Below are 21,389 nucleotides of genomic sequence, written 5' to 3'. Positions count from 1 at the left end.
TCGCTCCTTCGCTCAACTGCCTCTCCAAAGAATCCTTTCTCAGCCTAAACTCAACCCCAAAATCGCCATATGCGATTCCCCTGCCTCGAGGGGGGAGATGGCCGGCAGGCCAGAGGGGGGCGCGAAGGAACGCCAGCCTCTGTTTTCGTTTCCCGCCGGAATGAGCCGATGGCGGCAACTTACAAATTGATCACCAAGGCCGGCGGGACAGTGCCCCCCTCTGCCCTGCCGGGCATCTCCCCCACGAGGGGGGAGATCGGCAGCATCACCCGCCTCTCTTCTTCACCAACCTTGCGTGCCGGCGCCAGTACCACCACGCCAGCACGCGGTTGCGGAACACTCTTCTCATCGCGCCCATGTCAAACCCCCAGCAGCACGCGGCGCTGGCCGGTGAGCTCACTGGGCGACAAATCGGTCTTCACCGTTCCCGCGGTCCCATCATTGGCCGCCAGCTGGGCCCGCAACGCGGCCTCGCGCGCCTGCACGTCCTTGTCGGCAATGGTCGGGTGTCGGCGGCAACGGCTTCAGCGCCGGCGGCTTTTGAAAAAGGCACATGGTTTGCTCCAAAGTGAGAGATTCTCGTCCAGTCGTAGAGCAGAAAATCCTCGCCGTTCCGGCCGTAGCCCGGCAGGCGGCAGCGTTGCGTGGCACCAAGCCGGGCCAGCCAGCGCAGTGCCAATTCATTGGCGGCCAGCGCTCGCGCCTCGACCCGCCAGGCGCCGTGCGCCGCAACCTGCGGCCCGAGCACGGCGTGAAAGAATTCCGTAATCCCAGGCACGCAGCGCCTCATGCGGCGCGTGCCCCAGCTCCAGGCGATCCACAGCCCGCTGCGCTGTTCGGCGGCGCCGAAGCCGGCCTCCGGATTGCCGTCGAGCTCGGCAACATAGGCAAACCCCTGCAGCGCCGTCAGCGCCAGCAAAGCCGGCGACCACTCGTCGAACTGGCAGTCGATCTCGGCTCGGTCCTCCGGCCGCAGGTTGGCGGCGATATAGGAGAGATCGCGCAGTGTGGCGGGGATGATGCGGATGGTCACCGAAACGCCCCCAGCGGATCGGCCTGCCCCGCCTTCCGCCGCGCGGCTTTGAACACCGCCGGGTCGACCACCGCTTCCCTCAGCATCATCACGCCATAGCGGGTCGCCGCCATCAAATCGTCGCGCAACTTCACCACCTGGCCATCCCGGCGGTGATAGAGCCGGAACTCCTCGAACCACGGCAAAAGCGTCGAAAACACCTTGAAGCGGCCTGATTGCATGCGATCGAGCATGTCCATCAGCCCGGCCTCGACCGATACCGAACCGTCGGCGAACTGCGCATGGCTGGCGAGCATGTTCAGCCCATGTGCCGAATATTGCTTGGCAAGCGCGGTGCCGGCACCCTCCAGTGTCTCGCGGCGGCCGTCGCGCGGCCATGCCCATGGCAGCCATTCGCCCCACGGTTTCAGAGTCAGCGCCTGCATGGCGGGAGTCTGCTGCGAAGCGCGGCAGGCCTTTGTGACATAGACGACGTCGGCCTCCGTATCCCAGGCGAGCTCGACCGCCGCCGAGGGATGGTCCCAGCCGAAATCGAGTGCGCCGAGCCGCGGCCAATAGCGCGGCAGCGGGAACGGCTCACAGGCGATCAGCTCCTCGGCCACCGGAAATATGCGGCCGGAGCCGAGCACCGGAATGCCTTTGGCCCGCGCCTCACGCTCATGCGCCGGATAGGCGGCAATGATCTCGGCGCGCTGCTGCGGCGTATAATGCTCGGCATCGTCGATGGTCATGAAGGTGACGTGACGGGTCATTGTTTTCACCCTCGCGGCATTGAATCATGGTGGCAGGTGTTGGACGTATGCTGCTGTTCGGTAAGATGTTTTCATGATGGCGGGACAGCGCCCCCCTCTGTCCTGCCGGACATCTCCCCCTCAAGGGGCCCTCAAGGGGGGGGAGATGGCAGCTTCAGCGTCTCGCTTATCCGCAAGCATTGGAGATTGGCGAAAGCCAATGCGACATCCAATCTCCCCACTAGAGGGGAGATGTCCGGCAGGACAGAGGGGGCGCGAAGGAACGCGAGTTGCGCGATTTCGCAGCCCTGTCATCCCCTCCCCATCCCTCCCACCTGCTCCGCGGACAAAAACAGCAGCACCACGTCCGACATGCCGAGCAGCGGCGTGAAGGTGACGATGGTGATGCCGCCGGTGGCGTTGGTGCGGGTCAGTCCCTCGGAATAGATGTCGAGCGGCGGCTCCTCGTCGAACCAGACGCCGTGCAGCGTTTCGCCCTGCCATTTCTCGCGGCCTTTCTCGTAGCTCTTGAACGACAGCACCGATTCGTCGGCCTGGACATCGCCACCGCCGCCCCAGCGCACCACGATGCTGTCGAGCGCGCCCGGCGCCCGTCCCGCCATCGTGCTGACGATCGCGTCGGCCGGGATCATCCCGGTGCCCCAGGCCGCCTGCTGCTGCGGCGGGCCGATCAGGATGCGCTGCGGGTTGTCGCGCGTGCTTTCACCGGTGACGCCGGCCGCCCACATCCGTACCGCACAATCGAAAACCTTGCCTTGCCACCAATCGGGATAGCGGCCGGTGAGGTGCATCGCCCACTCGGCGCCGCCCGCCCTGGTCTTGCCGAGCTGGTTGCCGGCCATGAACAGGCGCTCGCGATTGGTCGCGCCGGCTGCGTGAAATTCGGCCTGTCGGGGATAAGGCCGATAGGCGGCAAGCTGGTTAGTGCGGCGCCTCCGGTCCAGCTCCGCCAGCAGGCTGAGATATTCCTTCCTTGCCGCCCGGCTGGGCGAAGCCTTTTGCGAAGTCCGGCTTCTCGAGGAACGGCCTAAGGACGGCTTCGAGGCCGCGGATGCGCTGCCTGATTTCGTCATCGCTCAATGCATCCAGATTGTTGATGTTGACACTAAGATCCTTGGGCAGCACCGAGAGCACGAGCTTCAGATACTGATCGGGCTTTTCGGCGCGCACCTCGGCGATGACGCCGGCGCCATGGGCGCGGAAATCGGCGCGGATCGCTTCGAGGAAGCCGTCGGCCAGCGTCTTCTTCGCCCGCTTGGTTCGCTTGCCGGGTGCTTGATCGTGCGGCTGGGGATCGCCGGTGGAAGGAGCCTTGGCCATGCCCTACTCTGCCGTCCCGGCGGAGATCGCCGGCTTCTTGTTGGCTGGCCGCACAATGCGCTTGCGCGGCTTGGCCTTCTTGCCGGCGCGTGCCGACTTCGGCTTGTGCGGCTGGCTCGCCGGCTTCGCATCAGTCAGCGTGCCGGGCTTCATCGCACCGGCGTCAAGCAAGGCATTCAGCCGTGCCCTGAGAATTGCCACCGCCTTGCCGTCGAGTGCTTCCGACGGGAAGCCGAAGCCGCCGACCGCATCGACGATACCGCCACGCAGCATACCGATCCGCACGCCGGCGGCGACCAGTTCGAAGCGGCCGATGCGTGCATAGGGTGCGGCGCCGGCGAACTCGCCAATGGCGCTGACGACCTCGTGGCCGTCATCGTCGGTGATGATGGTGGCGTAACGGTTGGACATGGGGATGTTCTCTGGGGTGGGCGCACGAGCGCGTTGCGGGATTCATGGTTGGTGATTTCGCGGTTCCGACGATCGTCAGGTCGCGTTCCTTCGCGCCCCTGTCCTGCCGGCCCCACAGCTGGCAGCTCACGTAACGTTTGGTCGAAAAGGAAGCCTGAAACAAAAAACCCGCCTCGGCGGGCGGGTCGTTGGAGCCAATTGGCACCATACCCAAATTAGTAGCATAGCTGCCGGCACAAAGCAAGAACAAAATGTGGCATCAGCGGAAAAAAATGCACTGACGACCTCGCACCCTTCATCGGTGGACGGCTGGAAAGAGGGGTTCTTTGGCGAGAAAGGCGGGGCATTGCGTGAGACTTGCGTTGATGGGATGGTGTTTGCGCTTGAGGGGAACGCGTCATGGACAATGTCACCAGTCACTACGGCAGCGACGGCATCATCGATCGCATCTTGGCCGCGATCCCGGACGCCGACCCGGCCGGCAAACTCGCCGCCGCGCAACTCTATCCATTCGATCAGCTCCATGGCCGCGAACTGATCGCCACGCGGGAGCATGCGGCCCGTCTTGCGCCTTCGCCGACAGATCGGATCCTGGATATCGGCAGCGGCATTGGCGGGCCGGCAAGGTTTCTGGCCTCGACCTATGGCTGCCAGGTCGACGGCATCGACCTGACGCCGGCCTTTGTCGCCGCGTCGAGCCGACTGACCGCCCTCAGCGGATTGTCCGACAAGGTTCGCTTCCATCAGGCCGACGCGACGAAATTGCCTTTTGGCGACAGCACCTTCGATGCGGCGATCTGCTTCTATGTCGGCATGAACATCGAGAATAAGGCCGCGGTCATCGACGAGGCCTGGCGCGTGCTGAAACCGCGGGGCAGGCTGATCTGGACCGAGGCCGTGCTCGCCGGCGGCGCGCCATACTACCCCATGCCATGGGCGGTTTCGCCGGCGACCAGTCACCTCGCCGATCGGGAAAAATTGAAAGCCCTGTTTGGCGATGCCGGGTTTCGCATCGACGAGATCGTCGACGAAACCGGCGAACATGTTGAGCTGGCGCTGAAGAGAGCCAATTCCGGCATCGTGCCCTCGCCGGCGCAGCAGCAGGCAAATGAAATCGTCATGGGCGCGGAATTCCTGCAGCGCCGCCGCAACTACATCCGAAGCCTGAGTGACGGAAAGCTCGCCTCGCTCGCCGTGATAGTCTCCAAACCGGCCTGAAACAAAAAACCCGCCTCGGGAGGCGGGTCGTCGGTGTGAATCAGCACCATACCCAGATTAGTAGCATAGCTGCCGGCACAAAGCAAGAACAAAATGTGGCGGCAGCAAAAAATGCGAGGTGGTGGGCGAGGCACACCGGCCGGCGAGACGCCACCGTCCGGATCAGAACAGGCATTCGCGCGTTTGAAGCTTAGCCAATGGGAGCAAAAGCCATGAATGTCGCCAATCTGCAACTCGAAGGCCTGCTTATGGCCATCGCATCGATCAATCAGGTGCTGGTCCGCAAGGGCGTGCTCTCTGTCGAGGAGATAGACATCGCCTTGCGCAAGGCCGAAGCCAGCGAGACCAACGAGGAAAGGTCCGAAGGCATGTCGGCGTCGAGCCGCGACGCCGTCAACTTCCCGATCCGACTGCTGGAGTTGGCCAATCAGTGTCAGCCGGAGACGGACATGCCGTCCTTCTCGAAACTGGCGCGCATGGTCGGTCAGATCAAGGAACCTTACAACGACCAGATGTGACGCGGCGATCATAACTGGCGCCGCGATCGGAGTTGACACAGCGATAACGGCTGCCGTGCCGGGCTGGCGGCGACTGCTAGCGGCCCTGCATGATCCTGATGACCTTGCTGTTGTCGGCGGTTGGCGAATGCAGCTTCACATAGTCGGCGTAGGTCAGTCTGCCACTGGCAATGGCATTGCTGATACGGCTGCACAGGGCCGTCTCGTACTTCGCCACGCTCACATTCATGAACGCAGCGTACGTTTTCTTTTCGCCGAGCGACGTGGATTTCTCTCTTGCAATGCAGTCCTTGATGACCAGGCGCTTCACGGCAGGGCTGCCTTCAAGCGTGGCATGCATCGTGTTGAATTCGCCTTCGGTCAACGTGGTGCAGCCGGCAAGCAGTGACGCGCCGATCATGGCGGCAGCAAAACGCGTGGCGATGTTCATGAATTCCCCCTAAAGACCCGTGTCTTGCTTAGCCCGTCGAAAGTTGGAAGTACAGAGGGAATGCAGGCGCCTCTACAAAAAGCATAAACCTAGAACGCCCGTTACTTTAGCTGTCGCTTTTATTGCACTCGACCTGCGATGGCCTGAATGACGGGACCCGGCCGTCCTCGATGTCACGACGATGCTGGTGCGGATCGAGACGCCGGATCCGAAATTCCGGCATCACCCCTGCCAAGCTTCAGCGCCAGGACGCGGCCTGGCCCGTGCACGGCGGCAAACAGCAGCCCGGCCAGGAAGGTGAAATGGTCGACGAAGAAGCCGAACTCCGCCTGGTTGCCGGCCCAGTGCGATGGCCCGTGGAAGGCGAAGCCCAGGAACAGCACATAGGCGCCGGCGACGAGTGCTGCCCAGGAGAAGAAGGCGCCGGTCAGGAAGCATAGGACGAGGACGACCTCGAGCAGGGCTGCGCACCAGGCCAGGAACAGCGGGAACGGAAATCCGGCCGCCGCGATATAGCCGGCGGTGGCGCCGATATCGATGAATTTGAAGGTCACGGCCATCAGGAAGACGGCGGCAAAGATCAGGCGGGCGACAAGGATTGCCGCGGTCTGCCACGGCGACTGAACGGATGATTGAGTGGTTTCCAAGGTCATGATGTCCTCCCAAGAGTTGCGACGGTTTCGCCCCAAGGACGCACCACCAGCCGCAAGCCCGACATCATCCCCCGAAAAACCTGCAGGATACAAGCGCGTAGCGGGCCAGACATTGCAGAACCTGGTTCCTCGCCCAATGGAGGCAGGGCGCATATGGGCAAGTGCCCCCTCACCCGGATTGCCAACCGAATTGCGAAGGGCAATTCGGGGCAGTCCGACCTCTCCCCGAGGGGAGAGGAGGTCGCCTGCGTTGATGCCAGCCTCTTCTCCCCAGCGGGGAGAAGGTGGCCGCCCACGGGTCTTGCCTCCGGCAAGCCCGAGGACAGGCTCCGCGGCCGGATGAGGGGGACTCCCTATCGATTGCCTGCCTTTACTAGGGCGAGGAACCAGGTTCAGGACTACCCCACCTTGGCCCCCGGCTTGCTGATCGGCTCCCGTATCGTTCCATACTGGCTGCCCCAGCGGTCGGTCATCGCCCAGCGTATGTCCCAGAGCTCCGGGAAGAAGCGGTGGCGGGCGCCGGCCTCCAGCAATTCGACCGGCCGGCCCTTCAGCGATTTCGCGCCGAGGCCGATCGTGCGGTGGATGAGGTAGAGGTGGTTGGCGCGGAATTTCTGGAACAGCTCGTCGAACTCGACCAGCGCTTCGGCAACGACATAGCTGTCGCCGTGATCGTAGCCGGCATCGTAGACGTCCTCGACCGAGAGCCCGCGGCCATCGAGGTAGGACGCCTTGAAGGCCCGCCACAGATCGGGCGGCAGCCGCAGCAGCTGCTTGAAGCCCGGCGATTCCTGGCCGCTGCCATTGCCGAGCTGCAACCGGATCTGCTGGTATTCCTTGGGCGACATGGTTTCGAGCAGGTCGAGCTGCGCCGTCATCATGCGCATCAGCCGGTGCACGCGCCCCATCAGCGTGACGATGCGATGCGTGTCCTGCTTTTCCAGGAAATCGACGACGTCGACCAGCGTATAGGCGATGAGCTTCATCCACAGTTCCTCGACTTGATGCACGATCTGGAACTGCAGCTCGTCGGCATTGACCATCTCGGCCAGCGGCTTCTGGCAGGCGAGCAGCCTGTCGCATTTGAGGTAGACGCCATAGTCGCGCATCTCAGGCGTTTCGATGCGGGCATAATAGTCCTGCTTGTCCATGGCCATGCTCCTTGCCCCGGCCGTCGGGCCGCAGGCGCTTGTTGGGTCCCGGTCCCCGAGTCTAATCGCTTTCTTGCCGAACATTGTCCCTTTCTGTTATTCGGCTGGCGGGAAACAAAGGACAAAAACTGCATCTGAAGCGGAAGGAAAGAACGAATGCTGCTGGATGCGGTCGACCGGAAGATCGTCGCGGCGCTCGAACGCGATGCCCGCATCTCCTTTGCCGCGCTCGCCGACGAGGTTGGCCTGAGCAAGACGCCGTGCTGGAAGCGGGTCAAGGCGCTGGAGGACGCCGGCGTCATCCGCGGCTACTCGACCCGCATCGACCCGGCCAAGCTCGGCTTCGGCATCGAAGCCTTTATCCAGGTGTCGATCGATTTCGAGCTGTCGGACGCCTTCGAGGCGGCGGTGCAGAAGCATCCGCTGATCCGCCGCTGCCACGCCACGACAGGCGAGGCCGACTATCTCCTGCAGATCGTCACCGTCGACATGATGGCGCTCGACAGGATGCTGCGCGAGGAGCTCAGCCGGTTACCCGGCGTGCGGCGCACGATTACCTCGATGGCGATGCGCGAGATCAAGGGCGGCATCTCGTTCGCCAATGCCGTCGGGCATACGCAGACAAAGCGATAGACGGGCGGCGGGGCGGCGCCCCGGTCAGGCCCTCGTCACCAATTCGCGCCCCAGCCGCTTCGGTGGCTCGGCGCGCAGAACCACATTTGTCGTCACCGTGCCGTAGTGGCCGATGCTGTCGACGATGCTTTCAAGGTCGGGCGGTGACGGGACTACGACTTTGACCAGAAAACAGTCCTCGCCGGTCACCCGCAGTACCTCGATCACCTCCGGCAACTGGGCGAACTTCTTCAGGCAGGCCTGGATATGCTCATGCGTGGTGCGCAAGCGGATGACCGCCATGGTGCCGAGCCCGAGCGCTGCCGAATTGATCACCGCCTTGTAACCGGTGATGACGCCGCGCTCCTCCAGCCGCTTCACCCGTTCCGAAGCGGCGGGCTGGGACAGGCCGACGCGGCGGCCAAGCTCGGAGATGCCGATGCGGCCATCCTCCTGCATGATCTCGATGATCGCCAGATCGGTGGGATCGAGCCTTGGCCGATAATCGCCGTTCCGCATGATCACCTTTAATCCATCGGATTTCTTCGCTGCTTTCCGATGATCTCTCATTCCGCCGCCTGGGAGAAGACCTAGAATTGCGCGCGTTGCATCAGGAGAGAAGGGCTTCGCATGACCGAATTCATCATTGTGCCGGGCATCGGCGGATCGGGCAAAGCCCACTGGCAGACACGTTGGCAACAGGCGGACCTGGCGATGCGGCGGTTCAGCCCGGCGAGTTGGGACGCGCCGGACTTCGACGACTGGGTGGCTGCGCTGGAAGCCGCTGTAGGCCTGGCAAGGACACCACCGGTGCTCGTCGCCCATAGCCTCGGCTGCCTGCTGGTCGCGCACTGGCAGCGGATCTCGCCCCGCGAGGTCGGCGGCGCGTTGCTGGTTGCGGTTCCGGACCCTGCGTCGCCGGCCTTCCCCTCCTCCGCCCGCGCCTTCGCCGAGACACCGCAACAACGGCTTCGCTTTCCCTCGCTGATTGTCGCCAGCACCAACGATCCCTACGGCTCGCTGGACTATGTCAGGGCAAAATCCGAGCGCTGGGGCAGCGATCTCCATATCGCCGGACCGCTTGGCCACATCAATGGCGACAGCGGGCTCGGCGACTGGCCGGCGGGAATGGAGCTGCTGACGGCTTTTCTCGGGCAAACGCAAGCAAGCGCCCGAGGCGCCGTGCTTCAGCCGTGACCGCATCAGGACGGCTACCGCGCCGCCGCTCTGACCTGGTTGCGCCGCGATGCCGCGCCTCAGTTCGATGCTGCGGCCGGCGAGCTGAGTTCGAGGAACGGTACGGTTGAGCCCGGGATCATCGACTTCGGCAATTCCCCGTTCCATCTCTCCGCCTTGGTCAGTTCGACCAGCAGCGGATTGTTGGCGATTGCGGCGGCGCGGGCCTTGATGGCTTCCGCGGTCGCCTCGCCTTCGATCCTGGTCTTGTAGGCGCTGGCTTCGGCTTCGGCCTTGACGCTGTCGGCGCGGCCCTTGGCCTGGGTGACGGCGATGTCGGCCTTGATCTTTTCCTGCTGCAGGTTTTGTTCCTGCTTCTGCACCTCGACCTGCGCCGTCATCCTGGCTTCGACCGCCTGCTCGTAGGCGTCGGAGAAGTCGATGTTCTCGACCTGCACGCTGTCGATCATCACCGGGCCATCGGTTACCGCCGCAATGGCCTCGGCGACGTCCTTGTTGAACTTCGCCCGGTTCTGGATCACCGACACCGCGTCGTACTGGCCGAACACCGTCTTGATTTCCTGCGGTGCTTTCCTGGCGATGACACGGTCGGCCAGTGCCTCGATCGACCCGTAATTGGTGTAGACGTTGCTGACTTCGGCGGCCGGCACGTGGAAATTGACGGTGACGCGCATGTCCGCCGGCTGCTGGTCGCGCGAATAGGCCTGCATGGCCGGCAGGCCGCTGCAATCGTTCTGGTTCTCGCAGCCCCATTTGAGCACCTGCTGGCGCAGGCTGATCTTCTCGACGCGCTGCAGCCATGGCAGCTTGAAATGCAGCCCGGGATCGACGACCGAGCTCAGCGCCCCGTTGGTCAAGAGCACGCCGCGGTCGCCCTGGTCGATCGTGTACCAGGATCCCAGGAGCGCAAAGACGCCGAGCGCCACGATGACGAGGGCGATCAGGCCGGAACCGATCGACGCCGTCCCCGGCTTGCCCTGCGGACGGCCCGAATTGCCTTGCGTATCGGTCATTGCCCCACCCCAACTTGATTGCCCGTGCTGGTTTTGCCCACAATAGTGGCGGCATTGCAATCCTCTGGACATGGAAGGATGTTCGCGCCGGCCGGTCGGACCGGCCGGGTGGTTCGGGCCGGCCAGGGCAATTCCCTACGCCGAAATTGCTTCACGGCACCTGCGTAATGCTGCCGCTGCCTCTGACCTCCGAACGCCGCATGGTCGGGCGCCCATAGACGTCGACGTCACCGCTGCCGGAAATCGTGACGTCCGCATACGCTTGTGCGGTAATCTCCGCATCGCCGCTGCCGCGGATCTCGATCCGCGCGGATTGGGCGATAAGGTTCCTGAGCCGGCCGGTGCCCGAACCGCGGATATCCAGATCGACCGTCTGGGCGGTTCCGGTTGCGGTAACGCTGCCGCTGCCGCGGATGTTCAGCTGCAGCCCGGGCTGATTGATCTGCGACAGGGCAAGGTCGCCGCTGCCGACCACTTTCCAGTCTGAAATTGCCGGCCCCGACACGCTGACATCGAACCGGGACGCGAACCAGCCCGGTTCGCAATCCAAGGTGAGCCTGCTGCCTTCCATCCGCACATGGTCGATCAGGGTCGACTCGCCGCTGACGACGGCCTCGGCCTTGTCACCCGGCTGATAACGGACTGAAGCCGGCAAAGCGATCGTGAAACTGCCGTCGTTGCGGAACGGCAGCGTGACCTCTTTTCTGGTCGATGTGGTTGCTCCGCAGGTGGATTGTCCGCCAATCCATGAACCCCCGGCGTTGATCCAGTCCGGCCCGGCCAGCCCGATGCCGACGGCCAGGAAGAGCGCGGCGCCGGCCAGTCCCGCCGCTGCGACGAATGCCAGTTTTCCAGTCATGGTCCGTTTCCTTCAACGTGATGACAAATTGCGATCTTGGCACCGCTCAAGCCTGGTTGCGGTCCGGGTGGGTCAGACGGGAATGCATCCGGGCATAGCGCCCGAAGACCTGTATGCCGGCGCTCGACCCCAGCAACAGCAGGGCGCCGCCGCCGAGGAACCCGCACACCAGTCCGGCGCCGATGAAGACGCGGCCAAGCATCGCCGTGAGCGTGCCGCCGGGCTCGAACAGCAGCGTGGTCAGAATGATCTTGATGCCCAGCGCACCGATGGCGACAAGCGTGATGCCAAGGCCGAGCGCAAGCACGACCGCGGTGATGAGCAGCGGCAGCAGGAAGACGATGTCGACGAAGGCAAGGCCGGCAAGCGCGAACGTCGCCGCCAACATGTTCGACACGCTCCAATGAGTTTCAAAACGGCGCAGCCCAGCTTCGGCGCGGAGTTCGCGGGCAAGCCTGGCCGGGTCACCCAGGGCCGCCGCGACCTCCGCTTCGCTGCGGCCCGAGGCATCGGCGAAATAGGCGGCGTAGTCGCCAATAATATCCTCGATCTCCTGAGTTGGCAGGCCGGCGAGCCCCAGTCTCAATTTTCGCAGCAAGGCATCCCTGGTCATGGCAAATCCTCAAGAAGTTTGTCGACTGCGCCCGCGAGCGAGCGCCAGTCGCGGCGATGAGCTTCGAAAGCCTGCTGGCCGAGCGGCGTGAGCCGGTAATATTTGCGCGGCGGCCCGCTGCTCGACTCGACGATGCGGGTGGCGACGAGGCCGTCATTCTGCATCCGCCGCATCAGCGGATAGATCGTGCCTTCTCCCATGTTCACAGCGGCGACCAGCGTGCTGGCGATCTCGTAGCCATAGCTTTCGCCCCGCGACAGCACGGCCAGGACGCACAACTCGAGAGCGCCTTTTCGCAATTGCACCTGGATCGAGTCGGTCATGCGTAACTTCCAATTCAATGGCTGTATATAACACGCTACCTGTTTATGCAAGGTAGCGATTGGTAGCTCGCCATCAGGCTAGGCGGACAATGGAGATTGGCTTTGAAAACCGCTTGTCTGTTTGACGCAGTTCCGGACGGAAAACCGCCGACACTTTTCTGGAACCGCTTTAGCGGACTTCCACTCCAGCCGCAGCGCCGCGCTGGTAGGCGTTGCCTGACGCGTCCTTCTGCCGTTCGGCATCGCTTTTGCGCTTCGGGCAATCCTCGTAATTGTGGTCGCGCCCACCGCAGTAGGAGCAGCATTTTGCCGGCGCGTCGGAGCGAAGCATCGTTGGCATGCACAAGAATGCACGAAAACCCGACAGATTGCTAAGGCTGCGGCACCGGCAAGGTCGATTTCGCCACGGAACCGCTGCCGTCGCATGAAAGTTATCTGCTCATTGCAACCGGAGCACAGGACATGGCCGACGACCAGAACCGCTACGAGACCGGAGCGAGGAAATATCCGGCAAAGACGAGCCCCGACGCGGCCGACGAATTCTCGCAGGATGCGGCCGGCAACAAGCCACCTCCCGGCGGCATGGGATTGACCAGGCCGGCTGACGATTTCGACGACAAGACCCGGCATTCGGAGGGCCAGAACCCGCCGCGCGCAGCGATCCGTCCAGACGGCAAGGCTACCGTCAAGAAGCCCGGCAAGGACGCAAGACGATGAACGTCGCCAATCTCCAGCTCGAAGGACTGATGATGGCAATCGCGGCCGTCAACAACGCGCTGGTCCACAAGGGCCTGTTATCGGTCGACGAAGTCGACATGGCGTTGCGCCGGGCCGAGGCGGCGATGACCAGCGACGAGCGTCTCTATGAAGACATGTCGCCGTCCAACCGCGACGCCGTCTGCTTTCCGCTCAGGCTGCTGCAGGCGGCCAACAATGCCCAGGGCGAAACCGGCGTGCCGTCCTTTGCCGAACTGGCCAGGATGGTCGGCCGGACCAAGGAGCCCTATAACGACCAGATGTGATGGAGGACGCCATGGCCGACGACAAATCCAAGACCAAGCAGGATCGCAAACTGGTCTCCGGCGAAGAGCCATACGAGGTCGCTGCGTTTGCCCGCAAATACGGCATACCGCAAAGCGAGGCCGCGACCATTATCAAGCGCTACGGCCCCTCGAGGAGGAAGCTCGACGCGCATATGGCGAGCCGCAACGCCTGATCCACGTTGGCGGCCGGCGCCGCTCACGCCAGAAGCGTCCCTGCCCTGCCGCCTTGTCGAGATCCGCCCCGCCGGGCGGCCTGCTGTGTGTCAGGCTCGCCGCTGCGGGATTCAACGCCTGGTTTTGATAGCCGTGGAATACTCTCGCGGCGCAACAACTCATTTACCTCGACACTGTACCAGTCCGGTGAGCAAAGCCGGGGGGTCGGATGCAGGAACAACTATTGCGCTACGAATGTGTCTTGGAGCCGAACGGACGATGGATGGTGTGGGACATCGTTCACGATCTGCCGGCGCAATTTTCGCAGATCGCGCTGATCGGCCTGAGCCGTCGTGAAGCGGTTTCGCTCTGCCGGCTGCTCAACGAGACGAGCCGTTCCGAGACGCGGCAGAGCCGGGCCTCCTGAGAAGCGCGGCCTGCCCAAGCTCGGGGGATTTACATGCGATCGACAATATTCGGTCTGGTCCTGTTGCTGCCGGCCGCCGCCCTGGCGGAGCCGATCGAGACCCAGAAGATCATCACGGCGGCGACCGGCGACTGGAACGGCGATGGCGCCGCCGATCTGGCGATGATCGTTGAGACCGAGCCCGGCTATTCCATGGACCTGCATTTGTTCCTCAGGGACCGCGACGGCAATTTTCTCAGGCCTGCCGGGGTCGTGCATGAACAGATTTACGCGGAATGGAAGGACTACGACCGGCCAGGCCCCGCCACATCCGACGCCGAGCCCGAACTCACCGCGCTCCCCAACGGCTCGATCAAGCTCTATATTCCGGCGATGGAGATCGGCAGCGAGCGGACCAACAAGACGCTGGCGCTCGCCTGGCGCAACGGCACGTTCGTCGTCGCCGGTTTCGCCTACGAATATTGGGATTACATGGACGACAATGTTGCCGGCGACTGCGACTACAATGTGCTGACCGGCAAGGGCAAAAGCAGCAAGAAGCTGGCGGACGGCACCACCAGGCACGCGACCGTATCGGTCGAAGGCAAGGTCATCCCGTTCGCGGAGTGGACCCCAGGCACTGGCTTCAGCGCTTGCGGAGCGTGAGAGGTTTCGGTTGCCTCACTGCAGCGGCGGCTTCCACAGCAGGCTGTTGCGATCGGCGGATTTGACGCGCAGCCAGGTTTCGCGGCCGTCGCGCAGCACGCGGATCGGGATCTCGGCGCCCGCCGGGCCGCTCTTCCACAGCTTGCGATAAAAATCGGCGAGCCCGTCGACCGCCGCGTCGCGGACATCCGAGATGACGTCGCCCTGGCGTAGGCCCGCCTGGGCGGCCGGGCCGCCCTCGGCGACGCTCATCACCACGACCTTGCCGTCGCTCTCGGCCGAGAAGGCGCCGAGCCACGGCCGCGGCGGCCTGGCGACCTGGCCGCGCGTCAGGAGATCGTCGAGGATAGGCGGCAGCAGATCGATCGGCACCACCATGTTGATGTCGGCGACCTCACCGTTGCGGCTCATCTGCAGGCGCAGCGAACCGATGCCGAGCAGCCTGCCATCAGCGCCGATGAGGCCGGCGCCGCCCCATGAGGGGTGGGCCGGCGCCGTGAAGATCGCTTCGTCGAGCAGATATTCCCAATAGCCGGCGAATTCCTGCTTGGTGACGATCTGCGCCCGCACCGAGCGGCCGACGCCGTCGGCGAGCACGACGGGATCGCCGATCTTCGCCCTGGACGCATCACCGAGCGCAATGGCGGGCAGTCCGAGCGGCGCCAGCGCCTGCACCAGGCCGAAGCCCGATTCCTGATCGTAGGCGAGCGCATGGGCGGGCACCACGCGGCCGTCCTGGTCGGCCAGCCAGACCTCCTCGGCCTCGGTGATGAGATAGCCGATGGTGAGCACCAACCCGTCGCCGCGGATGACGACGCCGCTGCCTTCGCGGCGGGTGCCCAGCGCGTCTGCCGTGAAGGCGTCTTCGGGGACGGTGGCGCGGACGGCCACGATGGATCGCAAAAGGGGCTCGATATTCATGCTTTGGTTCCTGGCAATGTTCGCAGGCTGATATGAGGTTCGCAGGCCGATATGGGCTATAGGTATGGCGCAGGTGACCAGGCGCAAGAGGCGGCGCCGGCTTTGGTGTGGACCGGCGCCTCGCCGTTGGCGCCGGGGTTTTGCAACAGCGCCGGCCGCCCTATCTGTACCTACGGCTATCCGAAGCTGTCCTATGCAAAGTTCCTCCTCCATCACCCAAGTTGATACCCTGAGATCCTCCCCAATCCTTCCAATCCCCAATCCTTCCAATCCAAAGGCCTCCCGACATGAACGACTACACAACGGACCAATATACGCCGCCAAAAGTCTGGACCTGGAACAAGCCAAATGGCGGCGCTTTCGCCAGCATCAACCGGCCGATCGCCGGCCCGACGCATGACAAGGAACTGCCGGTCGGCAAGCATCCGCTGCAGCTTTATTCGCTGGCGACGCCGAACGGCGTCAAGGTGACGATCATGCTGGAGGAGCTTCTGGCGCTCGGCCACAGCGGCGCCGAATACGACGCCTGGCCGATCAGGATCAATGACGGCGACCAGTTCGGCAGCGGCTTCGTCGAGGTCAACCCCAACTCCAAGATCCCGGCCATGATGGACCGCGGCGGCGAAAAGCCGATCCGCATCTTCGAATCCGGTTCGATCCTGCTCTATCTCGCCGAAAAATTCGGCGAATTCCTGCCGACAGAGCAGCCGGCTCGTGCCGAAACCCTGTCATGGCTGTTCTGGCAGATGGGGTCGGCGCCCTATCTCGGCGGCGGCTTCGGCCATTTCTATGCCTATGCGCCGATGAAGATCGAATATGCCATCGACCGCTTCGCCATGGAGACCAAGCGGCAGATGGACGTGCTTGACCGGCGCCTGGCCGAAAGCGAGTATTTAGGCGGCAGCGACTACACGATTGCCGACATCGCGGTGTGGCCCTGGTATGGCGGCCTGGCCAAGGGCCGCATGTATGATGATTCCGGCGAGTTCCTGCAGGTGGAAGAGTACAAGAACGTGCAGCGCTGGGCCGACGCCATCGACGCCCGGCCGGCGATCAAGCGCGGCCGCATGGTCAATCGCACCTTCGGCGAGCCTTCGATGCAGCTGCACGAGCGCCATGACGCCAGCGATTTCGAGACGAAGACGCAAGACAAGCTCGAGGCGGCCAAAAGCTAAGCGGATGCCACGCCGATCTCCCCCCTCGTGGGGGAGATTGGCAGCTTCGGCTGGCTCGCCTCCACCGCCGCCATCCACAGCCTGTCGATATCGGCCAGGAATTTCTCGTCGAGCTTGTCGAGGTGCTTCCAGTACATGCCGTCCTCGAAGAAATAGCCGAGTTCCTTCTCGATCCTGTCGGCCTCCTCCGCCTGATCGAGTTGCAGGCCGGCAAGCATCTCCGCCTTCATTTCCGAAAGCTGCGAGGAAGACAGCGCGCCGAGCTCGTCGAGCGTCAGCCGCGGGAAGATCAGCCGGCTGCGCGGCAGGTCGGATAGGTTGACGCACAGGCACCCGCGCCGGAGCGCATGGATGAGCAGGCGGGCCGACTTCGCCTCGAGGTTGCGCAGCGTGACGTCGTTGCGCAAAGGGTCGGCGCGGCCGACGCCGTAAAAATGCGTGTTGCCGGGCTGGTCGTAGATCATGTCGCAGCCAAGGAATGCCAGCACGTCGGGCTTCTGGCTGTGGATCGTCCAGTAGGCCGCCGTCATCGACATGGTGCCGCCGGCATAGACGAAGCCGCCAAAGCTGTTTTGCGCCGGAACGTAATGCGAGGCGCTGAAGATCTGCGCCTGCTGCAGGGGATCGCCTTGCGGCATCCGCTCCGCCGGGAAATCGCCGGCATGGACGAGGAAATCCCAGTCGGGGCGCACGCGCCAGGCATTGTTGATGGCGACGATCTTGCCGAAGGCCTGCTTGGGCCAGGCCGCGCAGCGCACCACATCGGGGGCGCTGCCGATCAGCAGAATCACGTTTGGCGTTCCGTCGATCACCATACCCCCTCTCGACCGACCGAAATGCATCTCAAGGCCGCCCGGTTGAACGGCTCTATAGCCTCAACGCCGCATCGAAACACCAGCCGGATTTAGGCTGACATCAACAAAAGGGAGCTTTGCCAGCCGGTTGTAAAGTGTGGCCTCAGGCACCGTCGTACAAGCAGGAGGCAGGTTTTCCCGCTAGCCCAAAACCGACGATATGAGTTGGGCGATATATATTAGTTGACTAAACTAGCGGAACGTCCAATGCACATTCCCAGAACCGAACATGTCCTGTCTAGACCATGATATCTATATGGGACATTACTACATAAGCTGAACGCGACCTCGACGGTTCGGTGGCTGCGCGTCCCCTACTCCCCAGCAACCTCCCTGTACGCCCTCACAACCCCATCAAGCCCACGTATCTGCCACGTCTCCCCGTCCCGCGCCTCGAGATAGGACCGGCCGAGCGGCACTTTCCCTCCGCCGTCCGGCAGGTCCAGCACATAGACGGGGTTGCAGATGCCCGACAGGCGCGCACGCAAGGCGCTGACCAGCGCCTGGCCCTCGGCGATCGTGGTGCGCCGGTGCGCCATGCCGCGCGCGAGATCGCCGTGGTGCAGGTAATAGGGTTTGACGCCAAGGCGGTACATCAGCTCGCGGCACAGCTCTTCCAGCACCTCGACCGTGTCGTTCACGCCTTTCAGCAGAACGCTCTGGTTCAGCAGCACGAAGCCGCCCTGCCTTAAAGTACGGCAGGCCCGCTCGGTCGCCTCGGTGATCTCGCGCGGATGGTTGAAATGGGTGACGACCGTGACCATCAGCCGGCCCTGCAAGGCTTGAACCAGCCCGCCGGTGACGCGCGAGGGCAGCGCCACGGGCACGCGGGTGTGGATGCGCAACAGCCGCACATGCTGGATCGCCTCGACGCGGGCGCGGATTTCCGTCAGCGTCTTGTCCGGCAGGGAGAGCGGATCGCCGCCGGTCAGAATCACCTCGCGGATTTCCGGATGGGACTCGATGTAGGCGAACGCCGGCTCCAGCGCCTCGCGCGAAAAACCCCGGCCGATCGAGGTCAGCGACTCCTTGCGAAAGCAGAACCGGCAATAGACCGCGCATTGATAGGTCGGGAACAGCAGAACCCGGTCGGCATGGCGATGCGTCAATCTCGGCACCGGACTGAAGGCGTGGTCGGCGATCGGATCGTCGAGCTCGCCCTCCTGCTCCGTCAGTTCATTGGGCGACGGGATGACCTGAAGCCGTATCGGATCGGCCGGGTCGCTCCAGTCGATCAGGTCGAGATAGGCCTTGGGAATGCGAACCTTGTGACGCGTGGCCGCGGCTTCGGCCGCCGCGCGCTCGGCAGGCGACAGCGGCAGGGAATCCAGATCGCCTATGTGCCGCACGCCCTCGCGAACATCGTCCTGCCATGCGGCATCCGCCTCGTCGGCACGCTCGTCATCGGCTGTCATGCCGGCCGCATCGACGGCCATGCTGGCGTCGGGGATGTCGGGATGTGAGGTCATGGAGGCTCCTTGAATTCGGGCTGGGTACAGCATTGGAGCCACGACTTGAAGGCAATAAGCGGTGTTGGGCCGGTTGGAGTGCGCGGCCAGGAGGCGGCGGCCGTCCACTGATCAGAAACCAACGTCCCGCCCGCTGACGCATAACATTAGCTTGCTCTTATATTAGCTTGAGCGTATACACATAAACGGCCGGTAATCTACCCCCCACCGGTTAGGCTCGGCGCCAGTCCCTCCCTACCCCTCAGGTCAACGACGCCGGGCCGCTCGGCCGCCGCAATTGAGGCGACCGACCAGTTCTCTTCGATGTTGATCATGTCCCTCCTCGACCCGGCAGCTGGGTGAATGCATCGGCGATGTCCGCGTCTCTTCCCGTCGCCGGCCGCGGTCGCTAATCTCGGATCGCGAAAAAGCTGGAGAACAGGGAATGGCGAACGACTTGTCGCCAAGGCTTTTGGCGATCATCAACGCGCTGCCTTTGCGGCCGGGCATGCGCGTGCTGGAGATCGGGTGCGGACCAGGTGCTGCGGCGCGCGAGATCGCGCGCCGGATCGGCGGCGGGCATGTGCTGGCGATCGATCGCTCCGCCAAGGCCATCGCACAGGCCGGAGCCGCCTCGCGCGCCGAGATTGCGGCAGGCCGGTTGAGTCTTCGCCAGGTCGCGATCGAAGATTTCGAGTTGGAGGCCGACGAGAAGCGCTTCGACATTGCCGTTGCGGTGCGCGTCGGCGCGCTGGACGGTCGTCATCCCGAAGCGGGAAAAATCGCCCTGCAACGGCTCGGCGCTGTGTTGACCGCGCAAGGCCGGCTGTTCATCGACGGCGGCGATCCGCTGCGCGAAATTGCGATACACGGCTGAACAGCTCGTGCTTAGCCTCAGGAATCGAGCGGCAGAGCTGGGTCGGCGCCTCAGCTCCTCAACCCCGGCGCCTCCTGCCCGGTGCGCTCGACATACTCCGTATAGCCGCCGCCATAGGTATGAATCCCCTCGGGCGTCAGTTCCAGCACCCGGTTCGACAGCGCCGCCAGGAAATGCCGGTCATGCGAGACGAACAGCATGGTCCCCTCGTACTGCGACAGTGCCGTGATCAGCATCTCCTTGGTGGCGATGTCGAGGTGGTTGGTCGGCTCGTCCAGCACCAGCAAATTGGGCGGATCGAACAGCATCAGTGCCATCACCAGCCGCGCCTTCTCGCCGCCCGACAGCACGCGGCATTTCTTCTCGATCTCGTCGCCGGAAAAGCCGAAGCAGCCGGCCAGCGCCCTGAGCGGCGCCTGGCCGGCCTGCGGAAACGCGTCTTCCAGCGTCTGGAACACGGTGCGCTCGCCCTCCAGCACTTCCATGGCGTGCTGGGCGAAATAGCCCATCTTGACGCTCGGGCCGCGCGCCACCGTGCCATTATCCGGCTCGGAAGCGCCAGCCACCAGCTTCAGCAGCGTCGACTTGCCGGCGCCGTTGATGCCCATCACGCACCAGCGCTCGCGGCGACGCACCTGAAAATCCAGCCCCTCGTAGATCGAGCGGCTGCCATAGCTTTTGTGGATGTTCTTCAGCGTCACCACGTCCTCGCCGCAGCGCGGCGCCGGCTGGAAGTCGAACGACACTTTCTGGCGGCGCTTGGGCGGCTCGACACGGTCGATCTTGTCCAGCTTCTTCACCCGGCTCTGCACCTGGGCGGCATGTGACGCCCGCGCCTTGAAGCGCTCGATGAAGGCGATCTCCTTGGCCAGCATCGCCTGCTGGCGCTCGAACTGCGCCTGCTGCTGCCGGTCGGCAATCGCCCGCTGCTGCTGGTAGAATTCGTAGTTGCCGGAGTAAGCGGTCAGCGAGCCGCCGTCGATCTCGACCACCTTGTTGACGATGCGGTTCATGAACTCGCGGTCGTGCGAGGTCATCAGCAGCGCGCCGTCATAGTTCTTCAGGAACTGCTCCAGCCAGATCAGACTTTCGAGGTCGAGATGGTTGCTCGGCTCGTCGAGCAGCATGGCGTCGGGCCGCATCAAAAGGATCCTGGCCAGCGCCACGCGCATTTTCCAGCCGCCGGACAGCTTGCCGACATCGCCGTCCATCATCTCCTGGCTGAAGCCGAGCCCGTCCAGCACTTCGCGGGCGCGCCCATCCAGCGCATAGCCGTCGAGCTCCTCGAAACGATGCTGCGCCTCGCCGTAACGGGCGATGATCTCGTCCATTTGGTCGGCCTGGTCAGGGTCGCCCATGGCGTGCTCGAGCTCGCGCATCTCGGCCGCCACTTCGCTCACCGGCCCGGCGCCGTCCATCACTTCGGCGACGGCGCTGCGGCCGGACATGTCGCCGACATCCTGGCTGAAATAGCCGATGGTGACGCCGCGATCGACCGAGACCTGGCCTTCGTCAGGCTGCTCCTCGCCGTCGATCATGCGAAACAGCGTCGTCTTGCCGGCGCCGTTGGGACCGACCAGCCCGACCTTCTCGCCTTTCTGCAAGGCGGCCGAAGCTTCGATGAAGACGATCTGCCTGCCGTTCTGCTTGCTGATGCTTTCGAGACGAATCATGCTTCCACGCGAGGCTTCAGGGATTTTCCCCGCGCCTTACGCGATCGGCCCCCTCAGAGGAAGCCTGCAA

29 protein-coding genes are annotated in these 21,389 nt (G+C 63.8%); 11 read left to right on the top strand and 18 right to left on the bottom strand.

The window, feature by feature from the left end; translation table 11 throughout:
• Window positions 1–418: 418 nt before the first annotated feature.
• The 5 genes from NKI50_RS28970 to NKI50_RS28950 form a co-directional block, all read right to left on the bottom strand.
• Window positions 419–1,033, bottom strand: coding sequence for a hypothetical protein (locus NKI50_RS28970; RefSeq protein WP_352642933.1), 615 nt, complete (start codon window positions 1,031–1,033; stop codon window positions 419–421).
• Window positions 1,030–1,785: a phage terminase large subunit family protein gene (locus NKI50_RS28965; protein WP_051409635.1), complete on the bottom strand. Its 756-nt coding sequence runs from the start codon at window positions 1,783–1,785 to the stop codon at window positions 1,030–1,032. The genes NKI50_RS28970 and NKI50_RS28965 overlap by 4 nt, the downstream gene beginning before the upstream one ends.
• A 290-nt stretch (window positions 1,786–2,075) precedes the next feature.
• Window positions 2,076–2,627: a terminase large subunit domain-containing protein gene (locus tag NKI50_RS28960; protein ID WP_352642931.1), complete on the bottom strand. Its 552-nt coding sequence runs from the start codon at window positions 2,625–2,627 to the stop codon at window positions 2,076–2,078.
• 79 nt (window positions 2,628–2,706) lie between these two features.
• Window positions 2,707–3,105: a hypothetical protein gene (locus NKI50_RS28955; protein ID WP_023718144.1), complete on the bottom strand. Its 399-nt coding sequence runs from the start codon at window positions 3,103–3,105 to the stop codon at window positions 2,707–2,709.
• Between the two features lie 3 nt (window positions 3,106–3,108).
• Window positions 3,109–3,516, bottom strand: coding sequence for a hypothetical protein (locus NKI50_RS28950; RefSeq protein WP_023718143.1), 408 nt, complete (start codon window positions 3,514–3,516; stop codon window positions 3,109–3,111).
• Between the two features lie 399 nt (window positions 3,517–3,915).
• Between NKI50_RS28950 and NKI50_RS28945 the strand changes: the two genes are divergently transcribed.
• Entirely contained in the window at window positions 3,916–4,734 is an 819-nt protein-coding gene (locus NKI50_RS28945; protein ID WP_023718142.1) for a class I SAM-dependent methyltransferase, read from the top strand.
• 212 nt (window positions 4,735–4,946) lie between these two features.
• Window positions 4,947–5,252 carry a hypothetical protein gene (locus NKI50_RS28940; RefSeq protein WP_023675713.1) on the top strand — a complete coding sequence of 102 codons (306 nt, stop codon included), beginning with the start codon at window positions 4,947–4,949 and terminating at the stop codon, window positions 5,250–5,252.
• Window positions 5,253–5,328: 76 nt separating this feature from the next.
• On the opposite strand, the gene NKI50_RS28935 is transcribed toward NKI50_RS28940, so the two are convergent.
• The 3 genes from NKI50_RS28935 to NKI50_RS28925 form a co-directional block, all read right to left on the bottom strand.
• Entirely contained in the window at window positions 5,329–5,682 is a 354-nt protein-coding gene (locus NKI50_RS28935; protein ID WP_023718140.1) for a hypothetical protein, read from the bottom strand.
• 173 nt (window positions 5,683–5,855) lie between these two features.
• A complete protein-coding gene (locus tag NKI50_RS28930; protein WP_352718370.1) occupies window positions 5,856–6,335 on the bottom strand; it encodes a DoxX family protein in 480 nt (159 codons plus the stop codon).
• Between the two features lie 398 nt (window positions 6,336–6,733).
• Window positions 6,734–7,486 (bottom strand): tryptophan 2,3-dioxygenase family protein, encoded by a 753-nt coding sequence (locus NKI50_RS28925; protein ID WP_352481624.1) that lies wholly within the window; start codon window positions 7,484–7,486, stop codon window positions 6,734–6,736.
• A 156-nt stretch (window positions 7,487–7,642) separates the two neighbouring features.
• Here NKI50_RS28925 and NKI50_RS28920 point away from each other — a divergent pair, with 156 nt between their 5' ends.
• Window positions 7,643–8,119: an Lrp/AsnC family transcriptional regulator gene (locus tag NKI50_RS28920; protein WP_031193729.1), complete on the top strand. Its 477-nt coding sequence runs from the start codon at window positions 7,643–7,645 to the stop codon at window positions 8,117–8,119.
• 24 nt (window positions 8,120–8,143) lie between these two features.
• On the opposite strand, the gene NKI50_RS28915 is transcribed toward NKI50_RS28920, so the two are convergent.
• Window positions 8,144–8,617, bottom strand: coding sequence for an Lrp/AsnC family transcriptional regulator (locus NKI50_RS28915; RefSeq protein ID WP_023718137.1), 474 nt, complete (start codon window positions 8,615–8,617; stop codon window positions 8,144–8,146).
• A 111-nt stretch (window positions 8,618–8,728) separates the two neighbouring features.
• Between NKI50_RS28915 and NKI50_RS28910 the strand changes: the two genes are divergently transcribed.
• Window positions 8,729–9,295, top strand: a complete 567-nt coding sequence (locus tag NKI50_RS28910; protein ID WP_352481625.1) for an RBBP9/YdeN family alpha/beta hydrolase — start codon at window positions 8,729–8,731, stop codon at window positions 9,293–9,295.
• A gap of 59 nt (window positions 9,296–9,354) precedes the next feature.
• Here NKI50_RS28910 and NKI50_RS28905 read toward each other — a convergent pair whose 3' ends face one another.
• The 5 genes from NKI50_RS28905 to NKI50_RS28885 all read right to left on the bottom strand — a co-directional run bounded on the left by NKI50_RS28905 (window position 9,355) and on the right by NKI50_RS28885 (window position 12,443).
• A complete protein-coding gene (locus tag NKI50_RS28905) occupies window positions 9,355–10,308 on the bottom strand; it encodes a prohibitin family protein (protein WP_023718135.1) in 954 nt (317 codons plus the stop codon).
• Between the two features lie 151 nt (window positions 10,309–10,459).
• Complete coding sequence (locus NKI50_RS28900; protein WP_352642927.1) at window positions 10,460–11,167, bottom strand: GIN domain-containing protein; 708 nt, start codon at window positions 11,165–11,167, stop codon at window positions 10,460–10,462.
• Between the two features lie 46 nt (window positions 11,168–11,213).
• Window positions 11,214–11,780, bottom strand: a complete 567-nt coding sequence (locus NKI50_RS28895) for a DUF1700 domain-containing protein (protein ID WP_352642925.1) — start codon at window positions 11,778–11,780, stop codon at window positions 11,214–11,216.
• Window positions 11,777–12,103 (bottom strand): PadR family transcriptional regulator, encoded by a 327-nt coding sequence (locus tag NKI50_RS28890; protein WP_023718132.1) that lies wholly within the window; start codon window positions 12,101–12,103, stop codon window positions 11,777–11,779. Before NKI50_RS28890 ends, NKI50_RS28895 begins: the two co-directional genes overlap by 4 nt.
• A gap of 169 nt (window positions 12,104–12,272) precedes the next feature.
• Window positions 12,273–12,443: a hypothetical protein gene (locus NKI50_RS28885; protein WP_352642923.1), complete on the bottom strand. Its 171-nt coding sequence runs from the start codon at window positions 12,441–12,443 to the stop codon at window positions 12,273–12,275.
• A 122-nt stretch (window positions 12,444–12,565) separates the two neighbouring features.
• On the opposite strand from NKI50_RS28885, the gene NKI50_RS28880 reads away from it, so the two are divergent.
• The 5 genes from NKI50_RS28880 to NKI50_RS28860 all read left to right on the top strand — a co-directional run bounded on the left by NKI50_RS28880 (window position 12,566) and on the right by NKI50_RS28860 (window position 14,371).
• Entirely contained in the window at window positions 12,566–12,820 is a 255-nt protein-coding gene (locus NKI50_RS28880; RefSeq protein ID WP_023718130.1) for a hypothetical protein, read from the top strand.
• Window positions 12,817–13,125, top strand: coding sequence for a hypothetical protein (locus NKI50_RS28875; RefSeq protein WP_023675703.1), 309 nt, complete (start codon window positions 12,817–12,819; stop codon window positions 13,123–13,125). Before NKI50_RS28880 ends, NKI50_RS28875 begins: the two co-directional genes overlap by 4 nt.
• An 11-nt stretch (window positions 13,126–13,136) precedes the next feature.
• Complete coding sequence (locus NKI50_RS28870) at window positions 13,137–13,319, top strand: DUF3606 domain-containing protein (protein WP_023675702.1); 183 nt, start codon at window positions 13,137–13,139, stop codon at window positions 13,317–13,319.
• A 209-nt stretch (window positions 13,320–13,528) separates the two neighbouring features.
• Window positions 13,529–13,726, top strand: coding sequence for a hypothetical protein (locus NKI50_RS28865; RefSeq protein WP_031193725.1), 198 nt, complete (start codon window positions 13,529–13,531; stop codon window positions 13,724–13,726).
• 33 nt (window positions 13,727–13,759) lie between these two features.
• Window positions 13,760–14,371 (top strand): hypothetical protein, encoded by a 612-nt coding sequence (locus NKI50_RS28860; protein ID WP_352718367.1) that lies wholly within the window; start codon window positions 13,760–13,762, stop codon window positions 14,369–14,371.
• Between the two features lie 15 nt (window positions 14,372–14,386).
• Here NKI50_RS28860 and NKI50_RS28855 read toward each other — a convergent pair whose 3' ends face one another.
• Window positions 14,387–15,292: a S1C family serine protease gene (locus tag NKI50_RS28855; RefSeq protein WP_023718127.1), complete on the bottom strand. Its 906-nt coding sequence runs from the start codon at window positions 15,290–15,292 to the stop codon at window positions 14,387–14,389.
• A gap of 287 nt (window positions 15,293–15,579) precedes the next feature.
• Between NKI50_RS28855 and yghU the strand changes: the two genes are divergently transcribed.
• Window positions 15,580–16,467, top strand: a complete 888-nt coding sequence (yghU, locus tag NKI50_RS28850) for a glutathione-dependent disulfide-bond oxidoreductase (protein WP_352642918.1) — start codon at window positions 15,580–15,582, stop codon at window positions 16,465–16,467.
• Here the strand turns inward: yghU and NKI50_RS28845 are convergent.
• Complete coding sequence (locus NKI50_RS28845; RefSeq protein ID WP_198030471.1) at window positions 16,464–17,258, bottom strand: hypothetical protein; 795 nt, start codon at window positions 17,256–17,258, stop codon at window positions 16,464–16,466. The two genes, yghU and NKI50_RS28845, sit on opposite strands and share 4 nt — an antisense overlap.
• Window positions 17,259–17,635: 377 nt before the next feature.
• The gene (locus tag NKI50_RS28840) at window positions 17,636–18,790 is read right to left on the bottom strand and encodes a KamA family radical SAM protein (RefSeq protein ID WP_502895809.1); all 1,155 of its coding nucleotides are present in this window, start codon (window positions 18,788–18,790) and stop codon (window positions 17,636–17,638) included.
• A gap of 424 nt (window positions 18,791–19,214) precedes the next feature.
• Here NKI50_RS28840 and NKI50_RS28835 point away from each other — a divergent pair, with 424 nt between their 5' ends.
• Window positions 19,215–19,646 (top strand): SAM-dependent methyltransferase, encoded by a 432-nt coding sequence (locus tag NKI50_RS28835; RefSeq protein ID WP_352496066.1) that lies wholly within the window; start codon window positions 19,215–19,217, stop codon window positions 19,644–19,646.
• A 50-nt stretch (window positions 19,647–19,696) separates the two neighbouring features.
• Here the strand turns inward: NKI50_RS28835 and NKI50_RS28830 are convergent, their stop codons facing one another.
• The gene (locus NKI50_RS28830; protein WP_352643612.1) at window positions 19,697–21,319 is read right to left on the bottom strand and encodes an ABC-F family ATP-binding cassette domain-containing protein; all 1,623 of its coding nucleotides are present in this window, start codon (window positions 21,317–21,319) and stop codon (window positions 19,697–19,699) included.
• Window positions 21,320–21,389 lie beyond the last annotated feature (70 nt).

Origin of the sequence: Mesorhizobium sp. M0563, from assembly GCF_040321065.1 — a bacterium.
In the GTDB taxonomy this organism is placed as follows: Bacteria; Pseudomonadota; Alphaproteobacteria; order Rhizobiales; family Rhizobiaceae; genus Mesorhizobium.
Note: the sequence above shows the minus strand (reverse complement) of the source record. Positions and strands in the feature narration are given on the sequence as shown.